The sequence below is a fragment of the Methylobacterium sp. J-030 genome (assembly GCF_022829545.1).
Taxonomy (GTDB): domain Bacteria; phylum Pseudomonadota; class Alphaproteobacteria; order Rhizobiales; family Beijerinckiaceae; genus Methylobacterium.
In genome coordinates this window covers 64877-85304 of sequence record NZ_JAKSYM010000371.1, presented here as the reverse complement: position 1 = coordinate 85304, position 20428 = coordinate 64877, and the positions used below count along the sequence as shown (strand labels likewise).

Genomic DNA, 20428 nt, shown 5'->3' with positions numbered 1-20428 from the left:
GGCCCTTCCATTGCCGAACCGTCATGTCCGGCGGAACTGTCCCGAGATCGGGTCTCTGACGCGTCTTAGAGCGACGCGCCGGAGGCGACGGTCCAGGTCCGAAGAGCCGAGACACACGGCTGATGACAATGAGACACTGGATCACCTCCTTTCGTTGGTTGCGGATGACGCGAAGGTAGGCGGCCGCGCCCGGCTTGTGAAGCCCCGGACCTGCGCCCGTTTGTCCTCCCACGGTTCTGAGCCGCTGGCCCGCGCTTTTCCGCATCGGCCGCCCGGCGTATGATGAGGCTCCCCGCCCGCCGCCCGAGCCGCCTTGAACGCGCCCTTCACCACTCCACTGCGTCCCGCCGACGAGGCCGCCCTCGATCCCGCCGCGATGCGCCAGCCGCTCGGGGATGCTTGGTACTGCGTCGGTCGATCCCGCAGCCTGGGCAAGGCGGGCCTGCGCGCCGCGGAACTGAACGGCGAGCAGATCGTGCTCGGCCGTGCCCCGGACGGCATCCCCTTCGCGCTGCGCGACCGGTGCCCCCACCGCGGCATGGCCCTGTCCAGGGGCCGGTTCGACGGCGACACGCTGATGTGCCCGTTCCACGGCTGGCGCTTCGGTACGGATGGGCGCTGCCGCGACGTTCCGACCCTCTCCGAGCACGACGCCGCCGATTTCTCGCGCATCCAGGTCCAGCGCTTCCCCGTCCGCGAGAGCGCCGGCTTCCTCTGGGTCAACCCGCATACCGGCCCGACCGGCGGCGACGTCCCGGCGGTGCCGGAGCTCGACTTCACGCCCGCCGGATCGCTGGTCGTGGAACTCGTGGTCGAAGCCTCGTTCGACCTCACGACCTTGAGCCTCGTGGATCCCGGCCACGTCGCCTTCGTCCACGATTCGTGGTGGTTCCGGCCCTCGAAGCAGCTCCGCGAGAAGGTGAAGACCTTCCAGCCGGTGCCCCACGGCTTCGTCATGACCAGCCACGCCACCACGACGAGTTCGCCGGTCTACCGGCTGCTCGGTGGCGTGCCGGAGGTCGAGATCGAGTTTCGGCTGCCGGGCGTCCGCTTGGAGCGGATCCGCGCGGGCGCGAAGCGGGTGGCGAACTACACCTTCGCGACGCCGCTGACGCCGGACCGCACGCTGCTGACCAACGCCCTCTACTGGAGCATGCCGGCGCTCAACCTGCTCAGGCCGGTCGCACGGCCGCTGATGCGGCAGTTCCTGACGCAGGACCAGCAGGTGCTGCAGCATGCGCAGGCCGGCCTCGACCGCAAGCCCACCATGGTGCTGTTCGGCCAGGGGGATCTGCCCTCGCAATGGTACTTCCGCCTGAAGCGTGAGGCACTGGAAGCGGCCCGCGACGGGCGTGCGTTCGTCAACCCGCTGGAGCGGCGGGAGCTGCGCTGGCGTTCGTGAGGGCGGGGTGGGGCGAAGCCTCCGTTGATCCCGTTCAAACCCCTCATCCCGAGGTTGCCGCGTCAGCAGGCCTCGATGGAGGGCGCCAGGGATCCCGGAGCGACCCGGAGGCCTTCGGAACGCTCCGGCGCCTCAGGAAGAGGTTGCGGGTTGGTGAGCCGTTCTCGTCGAGATGAGCGTTCTCGGCGCTCCCGGCCCGCAAATTGGCCTGCCATCGAAACCGGAACAGAACCAAAATTAAGTTCCTATTAACCATGACTAGAGCAATCATACCAGCGCAGTACCTCTTATCGAGACGCTTCGCGCCGATGCCCCGATTCTTCATCGATCTTCACGACGGCTCGCAGCCGATCCGCGATGAGGTCGGCTTCGACCTCCCGGACCTGCCGGCCGCCCGCGCCAAGGTCACCCGGATCATGTCGGCGATCGCCCGCGACATGCTGCCGGATGTCGAGCGCCAGGATTACGTGGCCTGCGTGCGGGACGGTGTCGGCAAGGTCGTCTACCGGGCGCGGCTGTCGCTCGCCGCCGAAGCGGTGGACTGAGGCTCGCCGCCGCAAGGCCCCGGAACTTGACCGGCGCCCGCCACCCGCCATCTCGTGGGTTATGAAACGGCGCAGCCTGCTCACGGTCGCGAGTGCGGCCACGGTGATGACGCTCGGCGGGGTCGGATACGCCGCCCACCGTCGCGGCCGGAACCCCTATTATCGCGGCCCGGTCTCGGACCATTTCGACGGGTTGCGCTTCTTCCTGCCGGATCAGGCGACCGACAAGTCGCTGCCCGACGTGCTCCGCTGGCAGGCCAAGCGCGAGCGCGAGCCCTGGCCCAAGAGCTTTCCGAGTCCCTTCCCGGCGGACCACCCGCCCGAGCGCGTCGGGGCCTTGAGGGTCGTGCTGATCGGGCACGCGAGCTACCTCGTGCAGGTCGCCGGCCGCAACATCCTGATCGATCCCGTCTTCGCCAAGCGCGCGAGCCCGGTCCGCATCGCCGGGCCGAAGCGCGTCAACCCGCCAGGCATCGCCCTCGGCGACCTGCCGCCGATCGACGTGGTGCTGATCACCCACAACCATTACGACCATCTCGACGGGCCGGCCGTCGCGCGGATCTGGCAGGCGCACCAGCCGCTGATCGTGACGCCCCTCGGCAACGACGCGATCCTGCGCGGCTACGACGATACGATGCATGTCGAGACCCGCGACTGGGGCCAGTCGGTCGATCTCGGCGACGGGCTGCAGGTTCACCTGACGCCGGCCAACCACTGGTCGGCCCGGGGCGTCCGGGACCGGCGGATGGCCCTGTGGTGCGCCTTCGTGATCACCTCGCCCCGGGGCGTGCATTACCACGTGGGCGATACCGGCTTCGGCGACGGCTCGTTGTTCCGGGAGATCCGCGCCCGGTTCGGTCCGCCCCGGCTGGCGACCCTGCCGATCGGCGCCTACGAGCCGCGCTGGTTCATGCGCGCCCAGCATGTCGACCCGGCCGAGGCCGTGCAGGCTTTCCGCCTCCTCGGGGCCGAGCAGGCTTTGGGCCACCATTGGGGCACGTTCCAGCTCACCGACGAGGGGATCGAGCGCCCCGCCGAGGCGCTGACGGCGGCCCTCGGGGCCGCCGGCCTCCCGCCGGAGCGGTTTCTGGCCCTGAGGCCGGGGCAGGTCTGGCAGGCGTAACAGCGGCCCGACCGGCTGGGCATGATGCGTGCATGATACTGTATGCAGCATGGGGTCGCGGTCGAGGGAACGCCGTCGCGTGCCTGGAAAGCGGGCGCCGCTCCGCGCGGCGCCCTTGCTTCCAGCCGAGAGACACGATGGACTCGATCAAGCCGACACGCCGCGCGCTGATGGTGGGAGGCGCCGCGCTGGCCGCCTTCGGGGCGACGGACCGGGCCGGTGCGCAGACCGGGGTGCAGGGCAGCCTGACCTACGGCATCTCGATGACCGACCTGCCGCTCACCACCGGCCAGCCGGACCGGGGCGCCGGCGGCTACCAGTTCACCGGCCTGACTCTCTATGATCCGCTGGTCGCCTGGGAACTCGATGTCGCCGACCGGCCCGGCAAGATGATCCCCGGGCTGGCCACCTCCTGGGAGGCCGACAAGGCGGACCCGAAGGTCTGGACCTTCCACCTGCGCGAGGGCGTGACATTCCACGACGGCTCGGCCTTCGATGCCGATGCGGTGATCTGGAACTTCGACAAGGTGCTCAACAAGGAGGCCCCGCATTTCGACCAGCGCCAGGCCGCGCAGGTCCGCCCGCGCCTGCCCGGCGTCGCGAGCTACAAGAAGCTCGATGCCCGGACCGTCCAGGTGACCACCAAGGCACCCGACAGCCTGTTCCCCTACCAGATGCTCTGGTTCCTGATCTCCTCGCCGGCACAGTACGAGAAGGTCGGCCGCGACTGGGCGAAGTTCGCCTTCGCGCCCTCGGGCACCGGGCCGTTCCGCATGGGCCAGCTGGTCCCGCGGGTCCGCCTCGACCTCCTGCCGAACGCCGGCTACTGGAACCCGAAGCGGGTGCCGAAGCTCGCCAAGCTGACGCTGACCTGCGTGCCCGAGGATCTCGCCCGGGTGAACGCGCTGCTCTCCGGATCCGTCGACCTGATCGAGGCGCCGGCTCCCGACGCGGTTCCGCGCTTGAAGGCCGCCGGCATGCGCGTCGTCGGCAACGACACGCCGCATGTCTGGAACTACCACCTCTCGATGCTGGAGGGCTCGCCCTGGCGCGACCTGCGCCTGCGCAAGGCCGCCAACCTCGCGATCGACCGCGCCGGCGTCGTCGAGCTGATGGGCGGGCTGGCGCAGCCGGCCGTGGGGCAGGTTCAGCAGTCGAGCCCGTGGTTCGGCAAGCCGGACTTCCAGATCAGGACCGACGTCGATGCGGCGCGCAAGCTCGTGGAGGAGGCGGGCTTCTCGGTGAAGAACCCGGTGAAGGCCACGGTGCTGATCCCGACCGGCGGCACCGGACAGATGCTGTCCCTGCCGATCAACGAGTACGTGCAGCAGAGCTGGGCCGAGATCGGCATCGACGTCACGTTCAAGACCGTCGAGCTGGAGGTCGCCTACACGGCCTGGCGCCAGGGCGCGGCGGATCCGAGCCTCAAGGGGGTCAGCGCCGGCAACATCGCCTACGTCACCTCGGACCCGTTCTACGCGATCCTGCGCTTCTACGATTCGAGGCAGATCGCCCCCAACGGGGTGAACTGGAGCCATTATCGCAATCCCGAGGTCGACGCTCTCTGCGATAGGGTGAAGGCCAGCCTCGATACCGACGAGCAGAACAGGTTACTGGCGCGCATCCACGAAATCGTCGTCGCTGATGCCGTCCAGGTCTGGGTGGTACACGACACCAATCCGCATGCGCTCTCGCCGCGGGTAAAGAGTTATGTGCAGGCTCAGCACTGGTTCCAGGACCTGGCGACACTGGCCTGAGCGCGGTCGATACCTGGGCGCCGCCGGCACGATTGGGGTTTTCGGGAAACGATCCTCGTGGCGATGTGTTTAGACCGCAACGCACGAAGGCGTGTCCCATGAAGACCCCGCTTGCCGGCGCCGTCCTGGCCACCTCCCTCGCGAGCGTCGTTCCCGCAGCGGCGCAGCGCATCGATATCGGGCCGGACGGTCCCAGGGTCGATCTGCGCTCCCGCGCCCAGCGTGAGCGGGACGTCCGTCGCGAAGAATACCGCCGCGACCGCGCCGACGATGAGGATCGCCTCTATCGCCGCCAGCGGTACGACGACCCGCCTGTGGTCCGCCGCGGCTACGGCTACTGATTCGGTCCGCCGACGGCGAGTCCGACGACTTCAAAGGACAGAGGGGCCGGCATCCGCCGGCCCCTTTTCACATGGCAGATGCTGTCGCGCGCACCCGCTCATCGACGGCCCGGCGATTTCGCACTTGCAGCGAAGCGGATCGCAGATTAGGAAGATCGCGCATCAAGTTTCGGGAGAATTTGGCAATGACCCTACGTGTTCTCAGCGGTTTCGCCGCGATGGTCCTCGCCGTGTCCAGCCTGTCGGTCCCGGCCGCGCTGGCGAAGACGGCGGGCGGCGCGAGCGCCGTCAAGATGATCGACACCGACAATGACGGCACGGTGGACATGAAGGAAGTCGAGGCGGTGGCCTCCGCGACCTTCGACCGGCTCGAGAAGGATTCCGACGGCACCCTCGACGCCCGCGAGCTGAAGGGCCGCCTGAGCGCGGCCGGCGTGAAGCAGGCCGATCCGGACAGCGACGGCACCCTCGACAAGAAGGAGTACCTCGCAGCGGTCGCCGAGCGCTTCAAGATGGCGGATCCGGACGGCGACGGCACCCTCGACGCCATGGAGCTGAACACCAAGGCCGGCAAGGCGCTCCTCGCCCTGATCAAGTAACCGGAACGGGCGCCCCCGCCCATCGTCCGGAGACCGAGGCCCCCGTGGACCCCAGCCACGGGGGCTTTGGACTGAAGGCCGGACTTTCCGCGCCCGATTGCCCCTCACGCCCGGCCGAGCGAAACCAGCTCCCAGCCGCGCTCGTGCAGGTAGTAGAGCACCGTCTTGGTCACGGTCTCGGTCGACGCGATCGAGCCGGCGACGAGGACGTTTCCCGTGAACAGGTACGACAGCAGCAGCGTGTCGAGGCTGCCGACGACGCGCCAGCTCACGGCTTTGGCGATCGAGCGGAGGCGTGTCTCCCCCTGTCGTCCGGTCTGACCGCGTTGAACCGATCGGTCTTGAGTCGGCGAATTATCGGCCGCCATGGTGATCCCCCGCGTATCCGTCAGGGAGCAAACGCACGAAGGCAGCCCCCGTCCTGCCCGTCGTGGGATGGGATCTCCGGGGATCCCGGATGACGATGGCGCGAGCGCGTCGGGGTGATCGCCCGATCGTGTTGCGGCCTCCAACATGAGTGAATGCGAATCGCAGTCAATCGCCCGAGAAGCCCAGCCTCTGCGGCAGGAGGGGACGAGCGATGCACGAGCCTTCAATCCGGGAACCCGCGGGCTGCCCACCCGAGTTCTGGGACACGGTCGCCGGCACGGTGACCGCCAAGGTCGAGCCGATGATCGGGCAGGGCGAGAAGCAGCGCAGCCCGGTGATCGACTACCTGCGCGACCTGGAGGCCCTGGCCCGGCGCCAGTGCAGCAGCCGCGACACGGTCCAGATCATCGCCTCGGGGCGGCGGCTCCTCGGCGACAGGAGCGAGATCGGCCCCTCGGACGGTCCGTTCGCGTGGACCTGAGCGCCGGTCCGGGCTGGATCATCGGAGCACGCCGACGCCCCGCCCCATTCGTGCGCGAAGCCAGACGATCGCGCCTGCGATTGCCCAGGCCGCGCAGGTCGGCGCCACCCACTGCTCAAGGTTCGGCAGCGACCAGCCGTACAGGAACTCAGCGCCGAGATGCGCCTGGACGGCGTCCCAGCCCATATGCTTGATGTCGTGCTCGCGCTGCCCGGCCTCCCGGCCGTAATAGTAGGTCGAGACGAGGAGCGCGGCGGTGCCCTCCGGCCGCGGGGCGCGCAGCAGGGTCAGGGCGGCTGCCATTCCGACGGTCTCGAGGATGGCCGTCAGAGCGTGACTGGTCGCGGGGTTCGCGACCATGAAGGCGACGAGCGTACCGAGCATCGGCAGCGCTTACACCGGGGCGGCCGGCGCGTCACCGATCGCGCGTCGCGAAGCCCGCGACGGGAGCGGAGGTGATGGCGGAACCCTACGATCTCGATCGGTTCGTCGAGGCTCAGGCGGGAATCTACGCGCGCGCCGTGGCGGAGCTGGAAGCGGGGGAGAAGCGGAGCCACTGGATGTGGTTCATCTTTCCGCAGATCGCGGGCCTCGGTTCCAGCCCGATGGCGCGGCGCTACGCGATCGGCTCCCTGGAGGAGGCGCGAGCCTATCTCGAGCATCCGACGCTGGGCGAGCGCCTGCGGGCCTGCACGGCGGCGGTGAACCGGGTGTCCGGCCGTTCGGCGCACGCGATCTTCGGCTCTCCGGACGACGTGAAGTTCCGCTCCAGCATGACGCTGTTCGCCGCCGCTGCGCCCGACGAGCCCCTCTTCGCCGAGGCGCTGGCGACGTATTTCGAGGCCGAACCGGACCCGCTGACCCTCGCCAAGCTCCAACGCGGCTGAGCCGTCAGCGACCCCACAAACCCACGCGCTCGGCGCGCGCCTGTTCCTCGGCGCCGAGCAGGTCCGGCGGCGCGTCCTCCGTGGCGCGGGCGCCGCCGGCCGCCAGGATCAGCCCGGCCAGGTCGTCGCCCTCGATCTGGCAGCGGGCGGTGGCGCCGTCGGACAGGCCGGTGCAGACCACCTCCCGTCGCCGCAGGTAGCTCGCGAGCTGCCGGGCGAGGTGACCGCGCTCGCCGTCGACGCCGAGCAGATGCACGACGCGTCCGCGCAGATTGAGGGTCCCGGTGTCGATCACCTCCGGGACGCCGCGCACCTCTGCGGCGGCGGCCGGGACCGCGGCGGGCGCGGCCGCCCGGGCCGGCTCCGCCCGCTCGGCCGAGGGGCGCGGCTTGCCCTTGGCGAGCTTCTCCGCCGCCCGCTGGACGAAATCGTGGAAGATGCCGGCGGGCATCTCGCCGCCGAACATCCGGTTCATCGGGCTGTCGTCGTCGTTGCCGACCCAGATCCCGACCACGAGGTCCGGCGTCATGCCGACGAACCACGCATCGCGAAAATCCTGGCTCGTGCCGGTCTTGCCGCCGATGATCTGGCCCGGCACCCGCGCCGCCTTGCCGGTCCCGGATTCGACCACGGCCTGAAGCGAGTCGAGCATCATCGTGCGTGGCTCCTGGGCGAGGCCCGGGGTCGGCGCGGGGTCGGTCTGGATGTAGAGCGGCTGCGGAGCGGACCCGCGGATCGCCTGGATGCCGTAGGCCTGGAGCGGGGTGCGGCCGGACAGGACCGAGCCGTAGGCCCGGGTCATCTCCAGCAGGCTCACCGCGCCGGAGCCGAGCACGAGGCTCGGCACGTTCGGCAGGTCGGACTGGATGCCGAGCTTGCGCGCGGTGGCGATCACCGCCGGGATGCCGACCTCCTGGCCGAGCTGGGCCGCCACCGTGTTGATCGAGAGCGCGAAGGCGGTCCGCAGCGGCACCGACCCGCGGTAGCGTCCATCGTCGTTCTCCGGCTCCCAGTCGCCGATCTGCACCGGCCGGTCGACCATGATGGAATCCGGCGTGTAGCCCTGCTCGTAGGCGGTCAGATAGACCAGCAGCTTGAACAGGGAGCCCGGCTGGCGCTTGGCCTGGACGGCGCGGTTGAACTGGCTGTCCTCGTAGTCCCGCCCGCCCACCATGGCGAGTATCGCGCCGTCCTTCGACAGCACCACCATGGCGGCCTGGCCGACCTTGCGGCGGCGCCCGTCCTTGTCGAGGCGCCGGGCCACGACGCCCTCGGCGAGGCTCTGGAGATCGAGGTTCAGGGTCGAGCGGACGGTGAGGTCGCCGTCCTTGCCGGCGAGCCGCTTCACGTCGCCCGCGATCATGTCGAGAAAGTAGTTGGTGCCCGGCGGGGCCTCGGGGGGCGACTTCAGGGTCACGCTCTGGCGGCGGGCCGCGTCGGCCTCGGCCTGGGTGATCGCGCCGGTCTCCACCATGGCCTGGAGCACCACGTCGGCCCGCTCCTTTGCGCCGCCGAGGTTGCGCGTCGGCGCGAGCTGCGAGGGCGCGCGCACCAGCCCGGCCAGCATGGCCGATTCAGGCAGGTTCAACGCCTTGGCGGGTTTGCCGAAATAGCGCCGCGCCGCCGCGTCGGCGCCGTACGCTCCGGCGCCGAAATAAGCGGTGTCCAGATAGCCGAGCAGGATCTCGTCCTTGCTCATGGTCGATTCGAGCCGGAGGGCCAGGATCGCCTCCTGGACCTTGCGCCAGAGCGTCTTCTCCTGGTTGAGGGAGGTCAGCCGGGCATATTGCTGCGTGATGGTCGAGCCGCCCTCGCGCACGCCGCCGCCGAGGACGTTGCGGTACGCGGCGCGGACGAGCCCGCGCAGGTCGATGCCCCAGTGGCTGTAGAAGCGCCGGTCCTCGATCGCCACGATCGCCTGGGCGAGGTGCGGCGGCAGGTCGGCCGCGGTGAGCTTCTGCCCGCGAAAACTGCCCCGGGTGGCGAAGACCCGCCCGTCATCGGCCTCGACCGTGATCGCCCGCTGGCCGCTCTCGACCACGGCTCCGCCCAGCGGCGGCAGGGTGAGGAAGGCGGCGAGCAGGTAGAGGAACAGCGCCAGGACCGGCAGCAGGATCGCGGCCCCGATGGTGAGCAGGATCGGCCGGCCGCGCAGGCGCGCGGCGAGCGGGAACGCGGTGCCGGGACGCGGCGGGGCCGCGGCCGTTTCCGGCGATGCGGGCGCCGGGCCGGCGCTGCGCCGCCGCTCCAGCAGGCCGCGCGACCGGACCGCTGCGGCACGCCCCACACCGGCGATGCCCAGGCCGCCCGCCACGATCAGGGACCACAGGCTGCGGATGAGGTCGCCGGCGGCGCGTCGCGCATCCCGGGCCGCCGAGCGCGGATCCGGCGCCCCGGCATCCCGGTCCCGTCCGGTATTCTGGACTGTCGGCCTGTCGGCCGGGGCGCTCTCAGGCGCATCAGGCGTCATCGCGTGCGGTTTCCAGGGCCGATCATGCCGGACGAGACTTCGTTCTAGGCCTCATCGGGCTCCCTGTCCTTCCGTCGCCACGACGCAGTCCCGTGTCCCGCGGGATCACCGCCCGGGCAGTGTCGACGGCGGCCCGGCGGGGCCGTGCCGGCTGCGGAGCCGGAACGCAAGGATCAGCAGCAGCACGCCGAAGGCCAAGCTGTAGCTGCCGATCCACCACGTCAGCACCAGGGCCGACATGCCCGGTTCGATCAGGAGCGCGATCCCGAAGAGGATCGAGACGAGCCCGCCGAGCCCCAGCCACCAGCGCCCGTAATGGAGATGCAGGCGGAAGGCCGCCGCGATCATCAGCCCTCCGGTCACCAGCGCCCAGGCCGCGAGCAGGAGCACGAAGGCCCACACGGCGGCGCTGGGCACCAGCACGGCGGCGACCGCCACGACGATGTCGACGATCCCCTCCAGGAGCAGGAAGCCCCAGCGCTCGTGATGCTGCGCGGCGCGGATCGCGCCCAGGATGGCGACGATGCCGTCGGTCAAGATGTAGGCGGCGAAGAACAGGACGAGGGACAGCACGAACGCGCCCGGCGCGAGGAAGGCGAGGGCGCCGAACAGGATCGCCACGACGCCGCGCAGGGCGACGAGCCACCAGTTGCGGGCGAGCGCCGCGCTCATGGCATCGAGGCGCGCGACGCCGACCAGTGGAATGCCGCCGGCAGAGGTGGTCGTCGGTCCGCGCGGCGGTTGGGGACTGCTGGTCATGGCGGGACTCCGGAACAAAGCCGTGAACGGCAGAGGTTTCCGGCGCAGAACGCCGCACCCGGGCAACCGTTCCTGTGAGCGGACGCCCCGTCATGGAACCTTGGGCTCGTGGCCGGCTTTTGCACGTCGAGGCGGGCGATGTGCAGCGCCCGGTCGCCGCGAGGTGGCCGGCCCATCGGGCGATGACTCCCCATGTTTGATGATCAGCGGCAGGTCTCAGAGGCCGAGGCGCGCGCGCGGCCGTCCGAGGACCGGGCCGGTGCCGGTGAACGCGATTCCGCGCAGCGCGTGGCGCCGGATCGCGATGTGCTGGATCTCGGACGGTCCGAACGGAACCGCGAGACCGCCCGGAAGAAGCCGGGCTCGGAGGACGCGGATCAGCCGGCCCAGGACGCGGGCGGGGAAACGCAGGACGAGGCGGGGGAGGACGACGCGGACGGCGATCAGCGCCGCCCCAATATCCTGCGGCGGCATCCCTGGGCCTTCCTGCTCGGCGCGCTCGCGGTCATCGCTCTGGGCGTCGGCATCTTCTTCTACTGGCTGCTCTACATGCACCCGTACGAGAACACCGACGATGCCTTCGTCGATGCCCGCAGCATCTCGATCCAACCCAAGGTCGGCGGCTATCTCGTCGACGTGCCGGTCACCGACAACCAGCACGTGGAGGCGGGCCAGATCCTGTTCCAGATCGACCAGCGGGACTACGCGATCGCCCTCGATCAGGCGAAGGCGCAGATCGAGGCCGATCAAGCCGGAATCAAGAATATCGATGCCCAGATCCAGGCTCAGAACGCCAATATCGACGTGTCGAAGGCGCAGGTCGCCACCGCCGAGGCGGCCCTGAAGTTCGCCCAGGAGGATGCGGCCCGCTACAAGGACCTCGCCGAGCGCGGCTCGGGCTCGATCCAGCAATCGCAATCGGCCACCTCGACCCTCCAGCAGCGTCAGGCCTCGCTGCAGAGCGCCAATGCTAGCGTGGTCGCGGCGCAGAAGCAGATCGGCGCGCTGGAGGCCCAGAAGGCCTCGACGCAGGCACAGCTCGCCCGCGACAGGGCCCAGGTCGAGCAGGCCGAGCTGAACCTCGGATACACCACGGTCCGTTCGGTCCAGGCGGGCCGCGTCGTGCGGCTCACCGGCGGGATCGGCCAGCTCGCCCAGGCGGGTCAGACCCTGTCGATGTTCGTGCCCGACGACATCTGGGTCACCGCGAACTTCAAGGAGACGCAGATCAACGACATGCGTCCAGGCCAGCCGGTCGATCTCGCGATCGACGCCTATCCGGGCCGGAAGATCCGCGGCACCGTGGCCTCGGTCCAGCCGGGGTCCGGCACGGCCTTCAGCCTGCTGCCGGCGCAGAACGCCACCGGCAACTACGTGAAGGTGACCCAGCGCATCCCGGTGAAGATCGTGGTCAAGGACTGGCCGACGGACGTCTCGATCGGCCCGGGCATGTCGATCGTCCCCAGCGTCACGGTGCGGTGAGCGCCGTGGCCGGCACGGCATCGTCCGGCACGACGGCCTCGAAGAAGGCGCCGGGCGGGCACAATCCCTGGCTGATCGCGGGCGTCGTGGCGCTCGCGACCTTCATGGAGGTGCTCGACACCACCATCGCCAACGTGGCGCTCCGCTACATCTCGGGCGGTCTCGCGGTCGGCCCCGACGAGGCGGCCTGGGTGGTGACGAGCTACCTCGTGGCCAACGCGATCACGCTCACGGCCTCGAGCTTCCTGGCCAAGCGCTACGGCCGCAAGGCCTTCTTCATGTGGTCGGTCGGGCTGTTCACGATCTCGTCGATCCTGTGCGGCTTCGCCTGGAGCCTGGAATCGCTCCTGTTCTTCCGCGTGCTCCAGGGGCTCGGCGGCGGCGGCATGGCGCCGCTCGCGCAGTCGATCCTGGCGGATTCCTTCCCGCCCGAGAAGCGCGGCCAGGCCTTCGCGCTCTACGGCGTCGCCATCGTGGTCGCCCCGGTGATCGGCCCGACGCTCGGCGGCTGGCTGTCCGACAACGCCTCCTGGCATTGGTGCTTTCTGATCAACGGCCCCGTCGGCGTGATCGCCCTCGGGCTGATGTACTGGCTGATCGAGGACAGCGATGCGGCCAAGAAGGAGCGCCGCGCCCTGGTGCGCAAGGGCATCCGCTTCGACATCGTGGGCTTCCTGCTGGTCGCCCTGTTCCTCGGCTCCCTGGAGGTGATCCTCGACGAGGGGCAGCGGAAGGACTGGTTCGGCACCTCCACGCTGATGAACGTCTCCGGCCTGCTGATGATCGTCTCGTTCATCGCCATGATCCCGTGGCTCCTGAACAAGAAGAACCCGGCGGTCGACCTGCGCCTGATCGGCAACCGCCAGTTCGGATCCTGCTTCATCGTCATGATGTTCACCGGCGCGATCCTGATCTCGACCACGCAGTTCATCCCGCAGATCACGCAGGATTATTACGGCTACACCGCCACCCTGTCGGGGCTGGTCCTGGGCCCGGGCGGGATCGTTACGGTGGTGATGATGTTCATGACGGGGCGCGTCTCCGCCTACATCCAGCCGAAATGGCTGATCGCCACCGGCATGCTGATCGTGGCGCTCGGCATGTACGACCTGACGCGGCTCAACGGCACAACGACCTTCGCGTTCTTCGCGTGGTCGCGCATCTATATCGGCATCGGCCTGCCGATGGTGTTCCTGTCGATCACCTCGGCCTCCTACGAGGGGATCCGCAAGGACCAGACCGATCAGGCCTCGGCGCTGATCAACGTGGCCCGCAACGTCGGCGGCTCGATGGGTGTCTCGCTCGCCCAGAACATCCTGGCCTATCGGAGCCAGTTCCATCAGAGCCGGCTGGTGGAGAGCATCACCCCGTCCGCGCCCGCCTATCAGGAGACGATGCGGCAGGCGACGCAGTACTTCTCGGAGCACGGCTATGCCGGCGTCGAGGCACAGAACCAGGCGACGGCCTGGATCGGCAGCGTGCTGAGCACGCAGGTCGCCTACTGGGCCTATATCGACGTGTTCTGGGTGCTGGGGCTGGTCGCCGCCTGCGCGGTGCCGATCGCGCTGAGCCTGAAGAGCGTCAGGCTCGGCGGCGGGGCGCCGGCTGGCGGGCATTGAGGGGGCGGGTTCGGCGTGATTCCCGCCCCCCGCGGAGGAGGGAGGGGCGTCGGTCGGACGGTCGTCACACCCCGTTCGGCGGCAGCGCTTCCGTCACCTCGATGCGGCGATTGCCGGTCGCCGGGGCCGTATCCTCACCGGCGACATCGGTCTGTGCCTGCGCCTTGTCGAGCGCCTCCGCCACCGCGGCGACGCCCTGATAGCGGCTGAGCCGCCGGTCGATCATGCCGTCGAGCCGCTCGTGCAACTCCGACACGGTCAGGCTCCGGCGCTTGCCGTTGTCCGCCTCGGTGAACAGGCCGCGATTGGCTCGGGCGGCGCTCCGGAACGCACGGCCCGCCACCTCGTCGGGCTTGTCGGAGGAGAGCGAAAGGAAGCGCCCGGCGCTCGCCGTGCCCAGGAAATGGGCGAGGTAGAGTTCGGTCGTGGTCAAAGCCCGGCCGACCCGGGCCTCGATCCGCTCGCGATCGCGCTTGATCAGCTCGGCGGCCATCAGCGCCGCCACGCGCGGGTCGTTGCGCAGGCTGAGCACCCGCGACCGCATGGGACCCGCCACCGTGATCGCGGAGCCCCGGCCCTTCACGGCGGCGGCCTCCTCGGCGAGCCCGTAACGGGCGCCGTAATCGCGGATCATCTCCAGCCACGTCCGGGCGACGAACTGGAACAGACCCTGCGCCGAGGAGGTCGCAGCCTTGGCGTCGGTGTCGAAGCTCGATTCCTTGTCAGCCAGCGCCATCATGTAGACGGGGTCGACGCCGGCCTCGTCGGAGGCCTTGACGATCGTGTCGACCACCTTGCGCGGTACGGACCGCTCGCCGAAGCGCACGGCGTCCTCGCCCTGCTCCTGCGTGACCCGAGGCAGGGCCGCGAGGTCGTCCTGGATCAGCTCCGTCGTCGCCGGCTCCTGCTCCGGCACGGGCAGGCCGTTCCATCGGGGCGACACCGCCGTTGCCGTCTCCTGCGACGCGTCCTGCGGCAGATCCTGATCGAGGCTCGAGCGGAGGACCATGTCCTGGGCCGAGGGATCTGGCGTCCCGGTCTCCTGCACCGGGGTCCCGGCCGCGAGGGCCTGGGCGGCGCGCGGGCTGATGTCGACCCGGTCGTGGGCCTGGGCCGGGGGTGCGAAATAGGCGGGCGCGAAGGCGGCCTGCGGCAGGCCGAACCCGGCGATGAGCCCCAGCGCCACGGTTCCCGTAACTTTGCCGGTGACCTGACGCAGCCGGTTCCGGTGCGCATGGCGCGACGACCGGCGCGCCGTCTTGCGGCCGGCCCGCGGCAGCCACGCCACGGCTTCATCCTCGAAACGGCTCGCGTTCGGCACGAGTCGGCTCACGTCGTCGGCGCAACGCGCCGGCTCCGGGAAAACCCCCATCTTCGGTCCTTTTCAGATTGGTCCTTGCGTCGGCCCGGCGTCTGGCGGCCGGGCTCTTTTGAGCGGCGGCCGTATCGGCGCCGGCCGTGACCAGAATGGGACGACCCCGTGATCCAAGCGTGGCACGGTCAACGAAGGGTTAACCGCCCGGATTAGGGGCGCCTTAAGGACGCGGATCGCCGCCGCCGGTACCGAAGCGGTTCCGGAGCCGTTACAGACGAGGACGGCGCCAAGGTCTTGTTTTGGTGAGTTCTCTTGCGCCGAAAGAGGCTCTGCGTGCGTGATAGCCGCGTGATGACGGGGCGAAGTTGTCGCATTCGGCTTGGAACGCGGCAGCGCTGAGCCAGTTAGGAACGGCCCCGGGGGGGTCGAACTGTCCGTCCCAGGACGTAACCGCCAAGACGCCACCCGCGTCCGCACTAAGGACACCAGTTTCCAATGAGCATGCAGTCCGGTCGCCGCGTCGGTGTCGCGTTCGTTGGCATGGGTGGCGCCGTCGCCACCACCGCCATCGCCGGCATCGAGATGATCAAATCCGGCTCGAACCGGCTCGACGGGCTGCCGCTCGCCGGCCTCTCCGTGGCAGGCATGGCCGATTACAAGGATCTGGTCTTCGGCGGCTGGGACCTGAACGGCGACGACCTCGCCACCGCCGCGAGCGGCCACGGCGTGCTCTCGAAGGACGACATCGAGGACGGCGCCACGGCGCTGAAGGGCATCACGCCCTGGCCGGCGGTGGGCAGCGCCAAGTTCTGCAAGAACATCGATGGCCAGAACCGCATCGTCGCCAAGGACCACCGCGAGGCGGTCTCGGTGATCGCCAACGACCTGCGGCGTTTCCAGAAGGAGAGCAACCTCGACGACGTGGTCGTGGTGAACCTCGCCTCCACCGAGCGCTGGCCCGACCTCAACGATCCGGCCCTCAACTCCACGGCCGCCTTCGAGAAGGGTCTGGATTCGAGCGACGAGGCGATCTCGCCCGCGATGCTCTACGCCTACGCGGCGATCAAGAGCGGGATCCCCTACGCCAACTTCACCCCGAGCGTAGCGGCCGATGTCCCGGCGCTTCTGGAGCTCTCCAAGGAGCTGAACGTTCCGGTCGCCGGCAAGGACGGCAAGACCGGCCAGACCATGATGAAGACGGTGCTGGCCCCCGCCTTCAAGGCCCGCGCGCTGCACGTCGACGGCTGGTTCTCGACCAATATCCTCGGCAACCGCGACGGCCTCGCCCTGAACGACCCGAACTCGCTCCAATCGAAGCTCAACACCAAGGGCACGGTGCTGGACTCGATCCTCGGCTACCCGGTCGAGGACCACCTGGTGCACATCCACTATTACCGCCCGCGCGGCGACGACAAGGAAGCCTGGGACAACATCGACGTCACCGGCTTCATGGGCCAGCGGATGCAGGTGAAGGTGAACTTCCTCTGCAAGGACTCGATCCTGGCGGCGCCGCTAGTGATCGAGATCGCCCGCGTGCTCGACCTCGCCCACAAGCGTGGCGACGGCGGCGTGCAGGAGCAGCTCTCGACCTTCTTCAAGGCCCCGATGGTGAAGAACGGCCACGGGCCGGAGCACGCCTTCGGCAAGCAGGAGCAGATGCTGCGGGACTGGCTCGGCGTGCACTGAACGGGCGCCGACGCCCCCTCGCATACGCTCCTCGCCCTGTGGATCGGCGTTGGCGGTGGGGACGGTGCAGGACGAGGCGATGGGGTGCCTTCCGGGCTACCCCCACCCATGACCCCTCCCCACAAGGGGGAGGGGATTCCGGTACTGATTCCCGCGGGTCGGCGGTTTGGGGACGCGTCTCCATCCGGATCAATTCCTGCGGCCTGAAAGAGACGATGTCGAGCGAGAATCCCCCATCCCGATCCGGGCCCGCCGCGCCCGAGGCGTTGCGCGATCTCCTGATCGAGATGAACGACCTCAAGCGTGTCCGTTCCGCCGGCCGCACCGGCTCGATCGCGGAGCGGCTGTTCGCCCAGGGGTGGGGGCTTCTCACCGGCGGCACGTCGCCCGACGCCGTCGCCCTCGACATCACCGCCACCACCCTCGCCGCGACGCGTCTCTGCGACCTCGACGCCGCCTTCCTGACCGCGGCCGGCCTCCCGGAGGAGGCGGCCTCCGCGGTGCTGGTCGCAGGCTTCGATGCCGTGACCGACGCCCTCGATCCCGATCTCAGAGCCCGTCTCCGGGCGCGGCTTGCGCCCCGCGCGCCCGGGCAGCCCGGACCGCTGCCGGGTTTCGTCGCCGCCCTGGCGCAGCAGCCGCGGGCCGGCGTGACCTGTCCCGGCCGCGCCCGGATCCTGCTGGAGCCGCCGGAGAACCACGCTGAGCATTGCTTGATTGTGGCGGTCTACGGCGTGTGCCTCAGCCCGTTCTACCGGGCGGATCCCGGCACCGTGTTCCTGGCCGCCATGGCCCACCATTTCCACAACGCCGCCATGCCGGATGCCGGTTTCACTGGCGAGATGCTGCTCGGCGACCATCTCGGGCCGATCATGGCGACCACCACCGCGTGGGCGCTCGATGAACTGGCCGAGCCCCTGCGGGCCCACGTCGAGCGCGCCCGCGCGGTGCTGCCGGACGATGCCACCGGGGAGGGCCGCGCCTTCCACGCGGCGGACTGCATCGACCGGGTGCTCCAGATCGCCCAGCACCTGCGCGGCGCCTCGACCACCATGGGGATGGTGCTCGACGAGTGGGAGCTGGTCCATGCCGGCCCGGTGAAGGGCTTCCACGATCGCGTCCTCGCCGACATGCGCATCCCTTGATCGCGCGCCCTGCCTTGATCGCCGGACCCCGCGGCCCATCTGCCCGGGCAGTCCCGAGAACCATGATCCCGTTCGAACTCCTCGCGCCGGACACCGGCAATCCGCTGAAGGCCGACGGCCCGCACGCCCTGCGGGACGCCGAGACCGGTGCGCGCTGGCCCGTCATCGACGGGATCCCGTACCTGCGGGTCAACCGCGAGGTGCTGGTCGAGCGGGTGCTCGCCCATCTCGACGCGGGCGAGCTCGACGAGGCGCTGGCCGCGCTGCTGGTCGATCAGGACGATTGGTGGAACGGCCCGCCTGCCGACCCTGCGGGCATCATCCGGCTCATCAAGGACCGGCGCACCGCAACCCTGCGCGATGCGGTCGCGCTGCTCGGCTGGGGGCGCGTCGGCGACTATTTCCTGCACCGCTGGAGCGATCCGACCTTCCTGGCCGGGCTGTCGCTGCTGGAGGCGCACTGGAACGAGCCGGCCTGCGTCTTCGAGTTCGCCTGCGGCATCGGCCACTACCTGCGCGAGTTGCAGCGGCGCGGCTGCAAGGTCGCGGGGGCCGACGTGGTCTTCGCCAAGCTGTGGGTGGCCCGTCACTGGGTCGTGGGCGAGAAAGCGCAGCTCGTCTGCTTCGACGCGGGCTCGCCGCACTGGGCAATTCCGGGCGCGCCGGTCGATCTCGTTGCCTGCAACGACGCCTTCTACTTCCTCGACGACAAGGCGGCCCTGCTCGAATGCCTGCGCCAGAATGCCGGCGACGACGGCTGGCTGGCGCTCAGTCACATCCACAACCGCGACTGCCCGGGCTTCTCGGCCGGCCGGGCGGTGACGGCGGAGGACATCGCCGAACTGTTCCCCGACGCCCTGGTGTACGACGACGCGGAGCTGACCCGGGCGCTCGTCGAAGTCCGGGCGCCGGCCCCGCATGAGCCCGCCGCCCTGCGGAGCTGCGAGGCTTTTTCCGTGGTGTGCGGGCCGGGAATGCGGCCGGCGCCGCGGGCCCTGGTCGATGGTCTGACCCTGCCGAAGCCCGGCACCGTGCTGAGCCTCAACCCACTCTATGCGCCCGAGGGCGACGGCTACGTCATCCGCTGGCCCTCGGAGCGCTACGCGGCGGAATACGCCCCCCGCGCGACCTATCCGCTCCATTCCCCCGGCCCAGAGCAGCTGACCTACGTGGAGAATCTCGACCCACGCGAGACGCAGCGCGTCCGCGTGCGCGAGTTCGTTGACCTGCCGGAGCGCTGGTGATGGACGCGGTCGGCTGGGGCATCGTCGGCTACGGCTGGGTCGCCCGCGATTATATGGAGCCCGGCATCCGCGCCGCCGGGCACCGGCTGGTCGCGGTCTGCGATCCCGATCCGACGAGCCGCGCGGCGGCGGAACGGGCCGGCGCCCGCGGTCACCCCGACCTCGCCGGCCTGATCGCCGAGCCCGAGGTCGAGGCGGTCTACGTGGCGACGCCGAACCATCTGCACCGCGGCGCCGTCGAGGCGCTGGCCGCCGCCGGCAAGGCGATCCTGTGCGAGAAGCCGATGGCGGCGACGCTCGGTGACGCCGAGGCGATCACGCGGGCGGTCGAGGCCCGAAAGGTCTTCTACGGGACGGCCTTCGACCAGCGGCATCATCCGGCCCACCGGACGATCCGCGCGCAGGTCGAGGCCGGGCGGGTCGGCACCGTGACCGCGGTGCGGATCGTCTACGCCTGCTGGCTCGGGCGCGACTGGTCGGAGGCCGGCCAGCCGAACTGGCGGATCGACGCCGCCCAGGCCGGCGGCGGTGCCCTGATGGACCTCGCCCCGCACGGGCTCGACCTGGTGGATTTCCTGCTCGGTGAGCCGATCGCCGACCTTGCGGCCCTGACCCAGACCAAGGCCCAGGATTACGCGGTCGATGACGGAGCCCTGCTGATCGGGCGGACCGCGGGCGGCGCGCTGGCGAGCCTGCATGTCGCCTACAATTGCCCCGACGCGCTGCCGCGCCGTCGCCTTGAGGTGGTCGGTACGAAGGGCATGCTCGTCGCCGAGGACACGATGGGCCAGACCGCCGGCGGGTCCTTGACGTTCATCGACGGCGCGAGCGGCCGCGCGGAGCCGCTCGCCTTCGACGCCGACAGCTCGCCCTTCACCGAGCAGGTGCGTGCCTTCGGCTCGGCCCTGCGGCGGCCCGAGGAGCGAGCCGCCTACTCGGCGTCCCGCGACCTTCACACCATGCGCCTCGTCGCCCGTGCCTACGGGCAGGGGTAGCGGACAGGATATTCGATTACGGAACCAAACCCCGGCATCTCCCACTCACGCCCTCATCCTGAGGTTCCAAAGCGCAGCGGAGGCCTCGAAGGAGGGCTCCAGGGATCGCGCGGCTGCCTGGAGCCCTCCTTCGAGGCTCGCTTCGCGGTCACCGCAGGATGAGGTTGGTGGGTGGGACCGAGGCGACAGGCGGTTCGAGGAAGACGGAA

General features: G+C 69.9%; 19 protein-coding genes. 14 read left to right on the top strand and 5 right to left on the bottom strand.

The window, feature by feature from the left end; genetic code table 11:
* Positions 1-376 precede the first annotated feature (376 nt).
* From MKK75_RS30285 to MKK75_RS30260, 6 genes are all read left to right on the top strand, one after another.
* Positions 377-1402 carry a Rieske 2Fe-2S domain-containing protein gene (locus MKK75_RS30285; RefSeq protein ID WP_244046219.1) on the top strand — a complete coding sequence of 342 codons (1026 nt, stop codon included), beginning with the start codon at positions 377-379 and terminating at the stop codon, positions 1400-1402.
* A gap of 308 nt (positions 1403-1710) precedes the next feature.
* Complete coding sequence (locus MKK75_RS30280; RefSeq protein WP_244046189.1) at positions 1711-1947, top strand: DUF6894 family protein; 237 nt, start codon at positions 1711-1713, stop codon at positions 1945-1947.
* Positions 1948-2008: 61 nt separating this feature from the next.
* Positions 2009-3070, top strand: a complete 1062-nt coding sequence (locus MKK75_RS30275) for an MBL fold metallo-hydrolase (RefSeq protein ID WP_244046188.1) — start codon at positions 2009-2011, stop codon at positions 3068-3070.
* A 137-nt stretch (positions 3071-3207) separates the two neighbouring features.
* Positions 3208-4827, top strand: coding sequence for an ABC transporter substrate-binding protein (locus tag MKK75_RS30270; protein WP_244046187.1), 1620 nt, complete (start codon positions 3208-3210; stop codon positions 4825-4827).
* A gap of 98 nt (positions 4828-4925) precedes the next feature.
* Positions 4926-5168: a hypothetical protein gene (locus MKK75_RS30265; RefSeq protein WP_244046186.1), complete on the top strand. Its 243-nt coding sequence runs from the start codon at positions 4926-4928 to the stop codon at positions 5166-5168.
* Between the two features lie 185 nt (positions 5169-5353).
* Positions 5354-5767: an EF-hand domain-containing protein gene (locus tag MKK75_RS30260; protein WP_244046185.1), complete on the top strand. Its 414-nt coding sequence runs from the start codon at positions 5354-5356 to the stop codon at positions 5765-5767.
* A gap of 104 nt (positions 5768-5871) precedes the next feature.
* On the opposite strand, the gene MKK75_RS36225 is transcribed toward MKK75_RS30260, so the two are convergent.
* Positions 5872-6039, bottom strand: coding sequence for a DUF2061 domain-containing protein (locus MKK75_RS36225; RefSeq protein ID WP_244046184.1), 168 nt, complete (start codon positions 6037-6039; stop codon positions 5872-5874).
* A 308-nt stretch (positions 6040-6347) separates the two neighbouring features.
* Here MKK75_RS36225 and MKK75_RS30250 point away from each other — a divergent pair, with 308 nt between their 5' ends.
* Positions 6348-6617, top strand: a complete 270-nt coding sequence (locus tag MKK75_RS30250; protein ID WP_244046183.1) for a hypothetical protein — start codon at positions 6348-6350, stop codon at positions 6615-6617.
* 18 nt (positions 6618-6635) lie between these two features.
* Here MKK75_RS30250 and MKK75_RS30245 read toward each other — a convergent pair whose 3' ends face one another.
* Positions 6636-7001 (bottom strand): hypothetical protein, encoded by a 366-nt coding sequence (locus tag MKK75_RS30245; RefSeq protein WP_244046182.1) that lies wholly within the window; start codon positions 6999-7001, stop codon positions 6636-6638.
* Between the two features lie 74 nt (positions 7002-7075).
* Between MKK75_RS30245 and MKK75_RS30240 the strand changes: the two genes are divergently transcribed.
* Entirely contained in the window at positions 7076-7504 is a 429-nt protein-coding gene (locus tag MKK75_RS30240) for a DUF1810 domain-containing protein (RefSeq protein ID WP_244046181.1), read from the top strand.
* A 4-nt stretch (positions 7505-7508) separates the two neighbouring features.
* Here MKK75_RS30240 and MKK75_RS30235 read toward each other — a convergent pair whose 3' ends face one another.
* Both MKK75_RS30235 and MKK75_RS30230 read right to left on the bottom strand, forming a co-directional pair.
* Positions 7509-9974, bottom strand: coding sequence for a PBP1A family penicillin-binding protein (locus MKK75_RS30235; protein WP_244046180.1), 2466 nt, complete (start codon positions 9972-9974; stop codon positions 7509-7511).
* 105 nt (positions 9975-10079) lie between these two features.
* Positions 10080-10733: an HdeD family acid-resistance protein gene (locus MKK75_RS30230; RefSeq protein WP_244046179.1), complete on the bottom strand. Its 654-nt coding sequence runs from the start codon at positions 10731-10733 to the stop codon at positions 10080-10082.
* A gap of 192 nt (positions 10734-10925) precedes the next feature.
* Between MKK75_RS30230 and MKK75_RS30225 the strand changes: the two genes are divergently transcribed.
* A complete protein-coding gene (locus tag MKK75_RS30225; protein ID WP_244046178.1) occupies positions 10926-12215 on the top strand; it encodes an HlyD family secretion protein in 1290 nt (429 codons plus the stop codon).
* Positions 12212-13834, top strand: coding sequence for a DHA2 family efflux MFS transporter permease subunit (locus MKK75_RS30220; RefSeq protein WP_409567631.1), 1623 nt, complete (start codon positions 12212-12214; stop codon positions 13832-13834). Before MKK75_RS30225 ends, MKK75_RS30220 begins: the two co-directional genes overlap by 4 nt.
* Before the next feature lie 64 nt (positions 13835-13898).
* Here the strand turns inward: MKK75_RS30220 and MKK75_RS30215 are convergent, their stop codons facing one another.
* A complete protein-coding gene (locus tag MKK75_RS30215) occupies positions 13899-15206 on the bottom strand; it encodes a transglycosylase SLT domain-containing protein (RefSeq protein ID WP_244046176.1) in 1308 nt (435 codons plus the stop codon).
* A 438-nt stretch (positions 15207-15644) separates the two neighbouring features.
* Between MKK75_RS30215 and MKK75_RS30210 the strand changes: the two genes are divergently transcribed.
* From MKK75_RS30210 to MKK75_RS30195, 4 genes are all read left to right on the top strand, one after another.
* Positions 15645-16835, top strand: a complete 1191-nt coding sequence (locus MKK75_RS30210; RefSeq protein ID WP_244046175.1) for an inositol-3-phosphate synthase — start codon at positions 15645-15647, stop codon at positions 16833-16835.
* Between the two features lie 215 nt (positions 16836-17050).
* Positions 17051-17980, top strand: coding sequence for an HD domain-containing protein (locus MKK75_RS30205; RefSeq protein ID WP_244046174.1), 930 nt, complete (start codon positions 17051-17053; stop codon positions 17978-17980).
* Between the two features lie 62 nt (positions 17981-18042).
* A complete protein-coding gene (locus tag MKK75_RS30200) occupies positions 18043-19224 on the top strand; it encodes a class I SAM-dependent methyltransferase (protein ID WP_244046173.1) in 1182 nt (393 codons plus the stop codon).
* Entirely contained in the window at positions 19224-20219 is a 996-nt protein-coding gene (locus MKK75_RS30195; RefSeq protein ID WP_244046172.1) for a Gfo/Idh/MocA family protein, read from the top strand. Before MKK75_RS30200 ends, MKK75_RS30195 begins: the two co-directional genes overlap by 1 nt.
* Positions 20220-20428 lie beyond the last annotated feature (209 nt).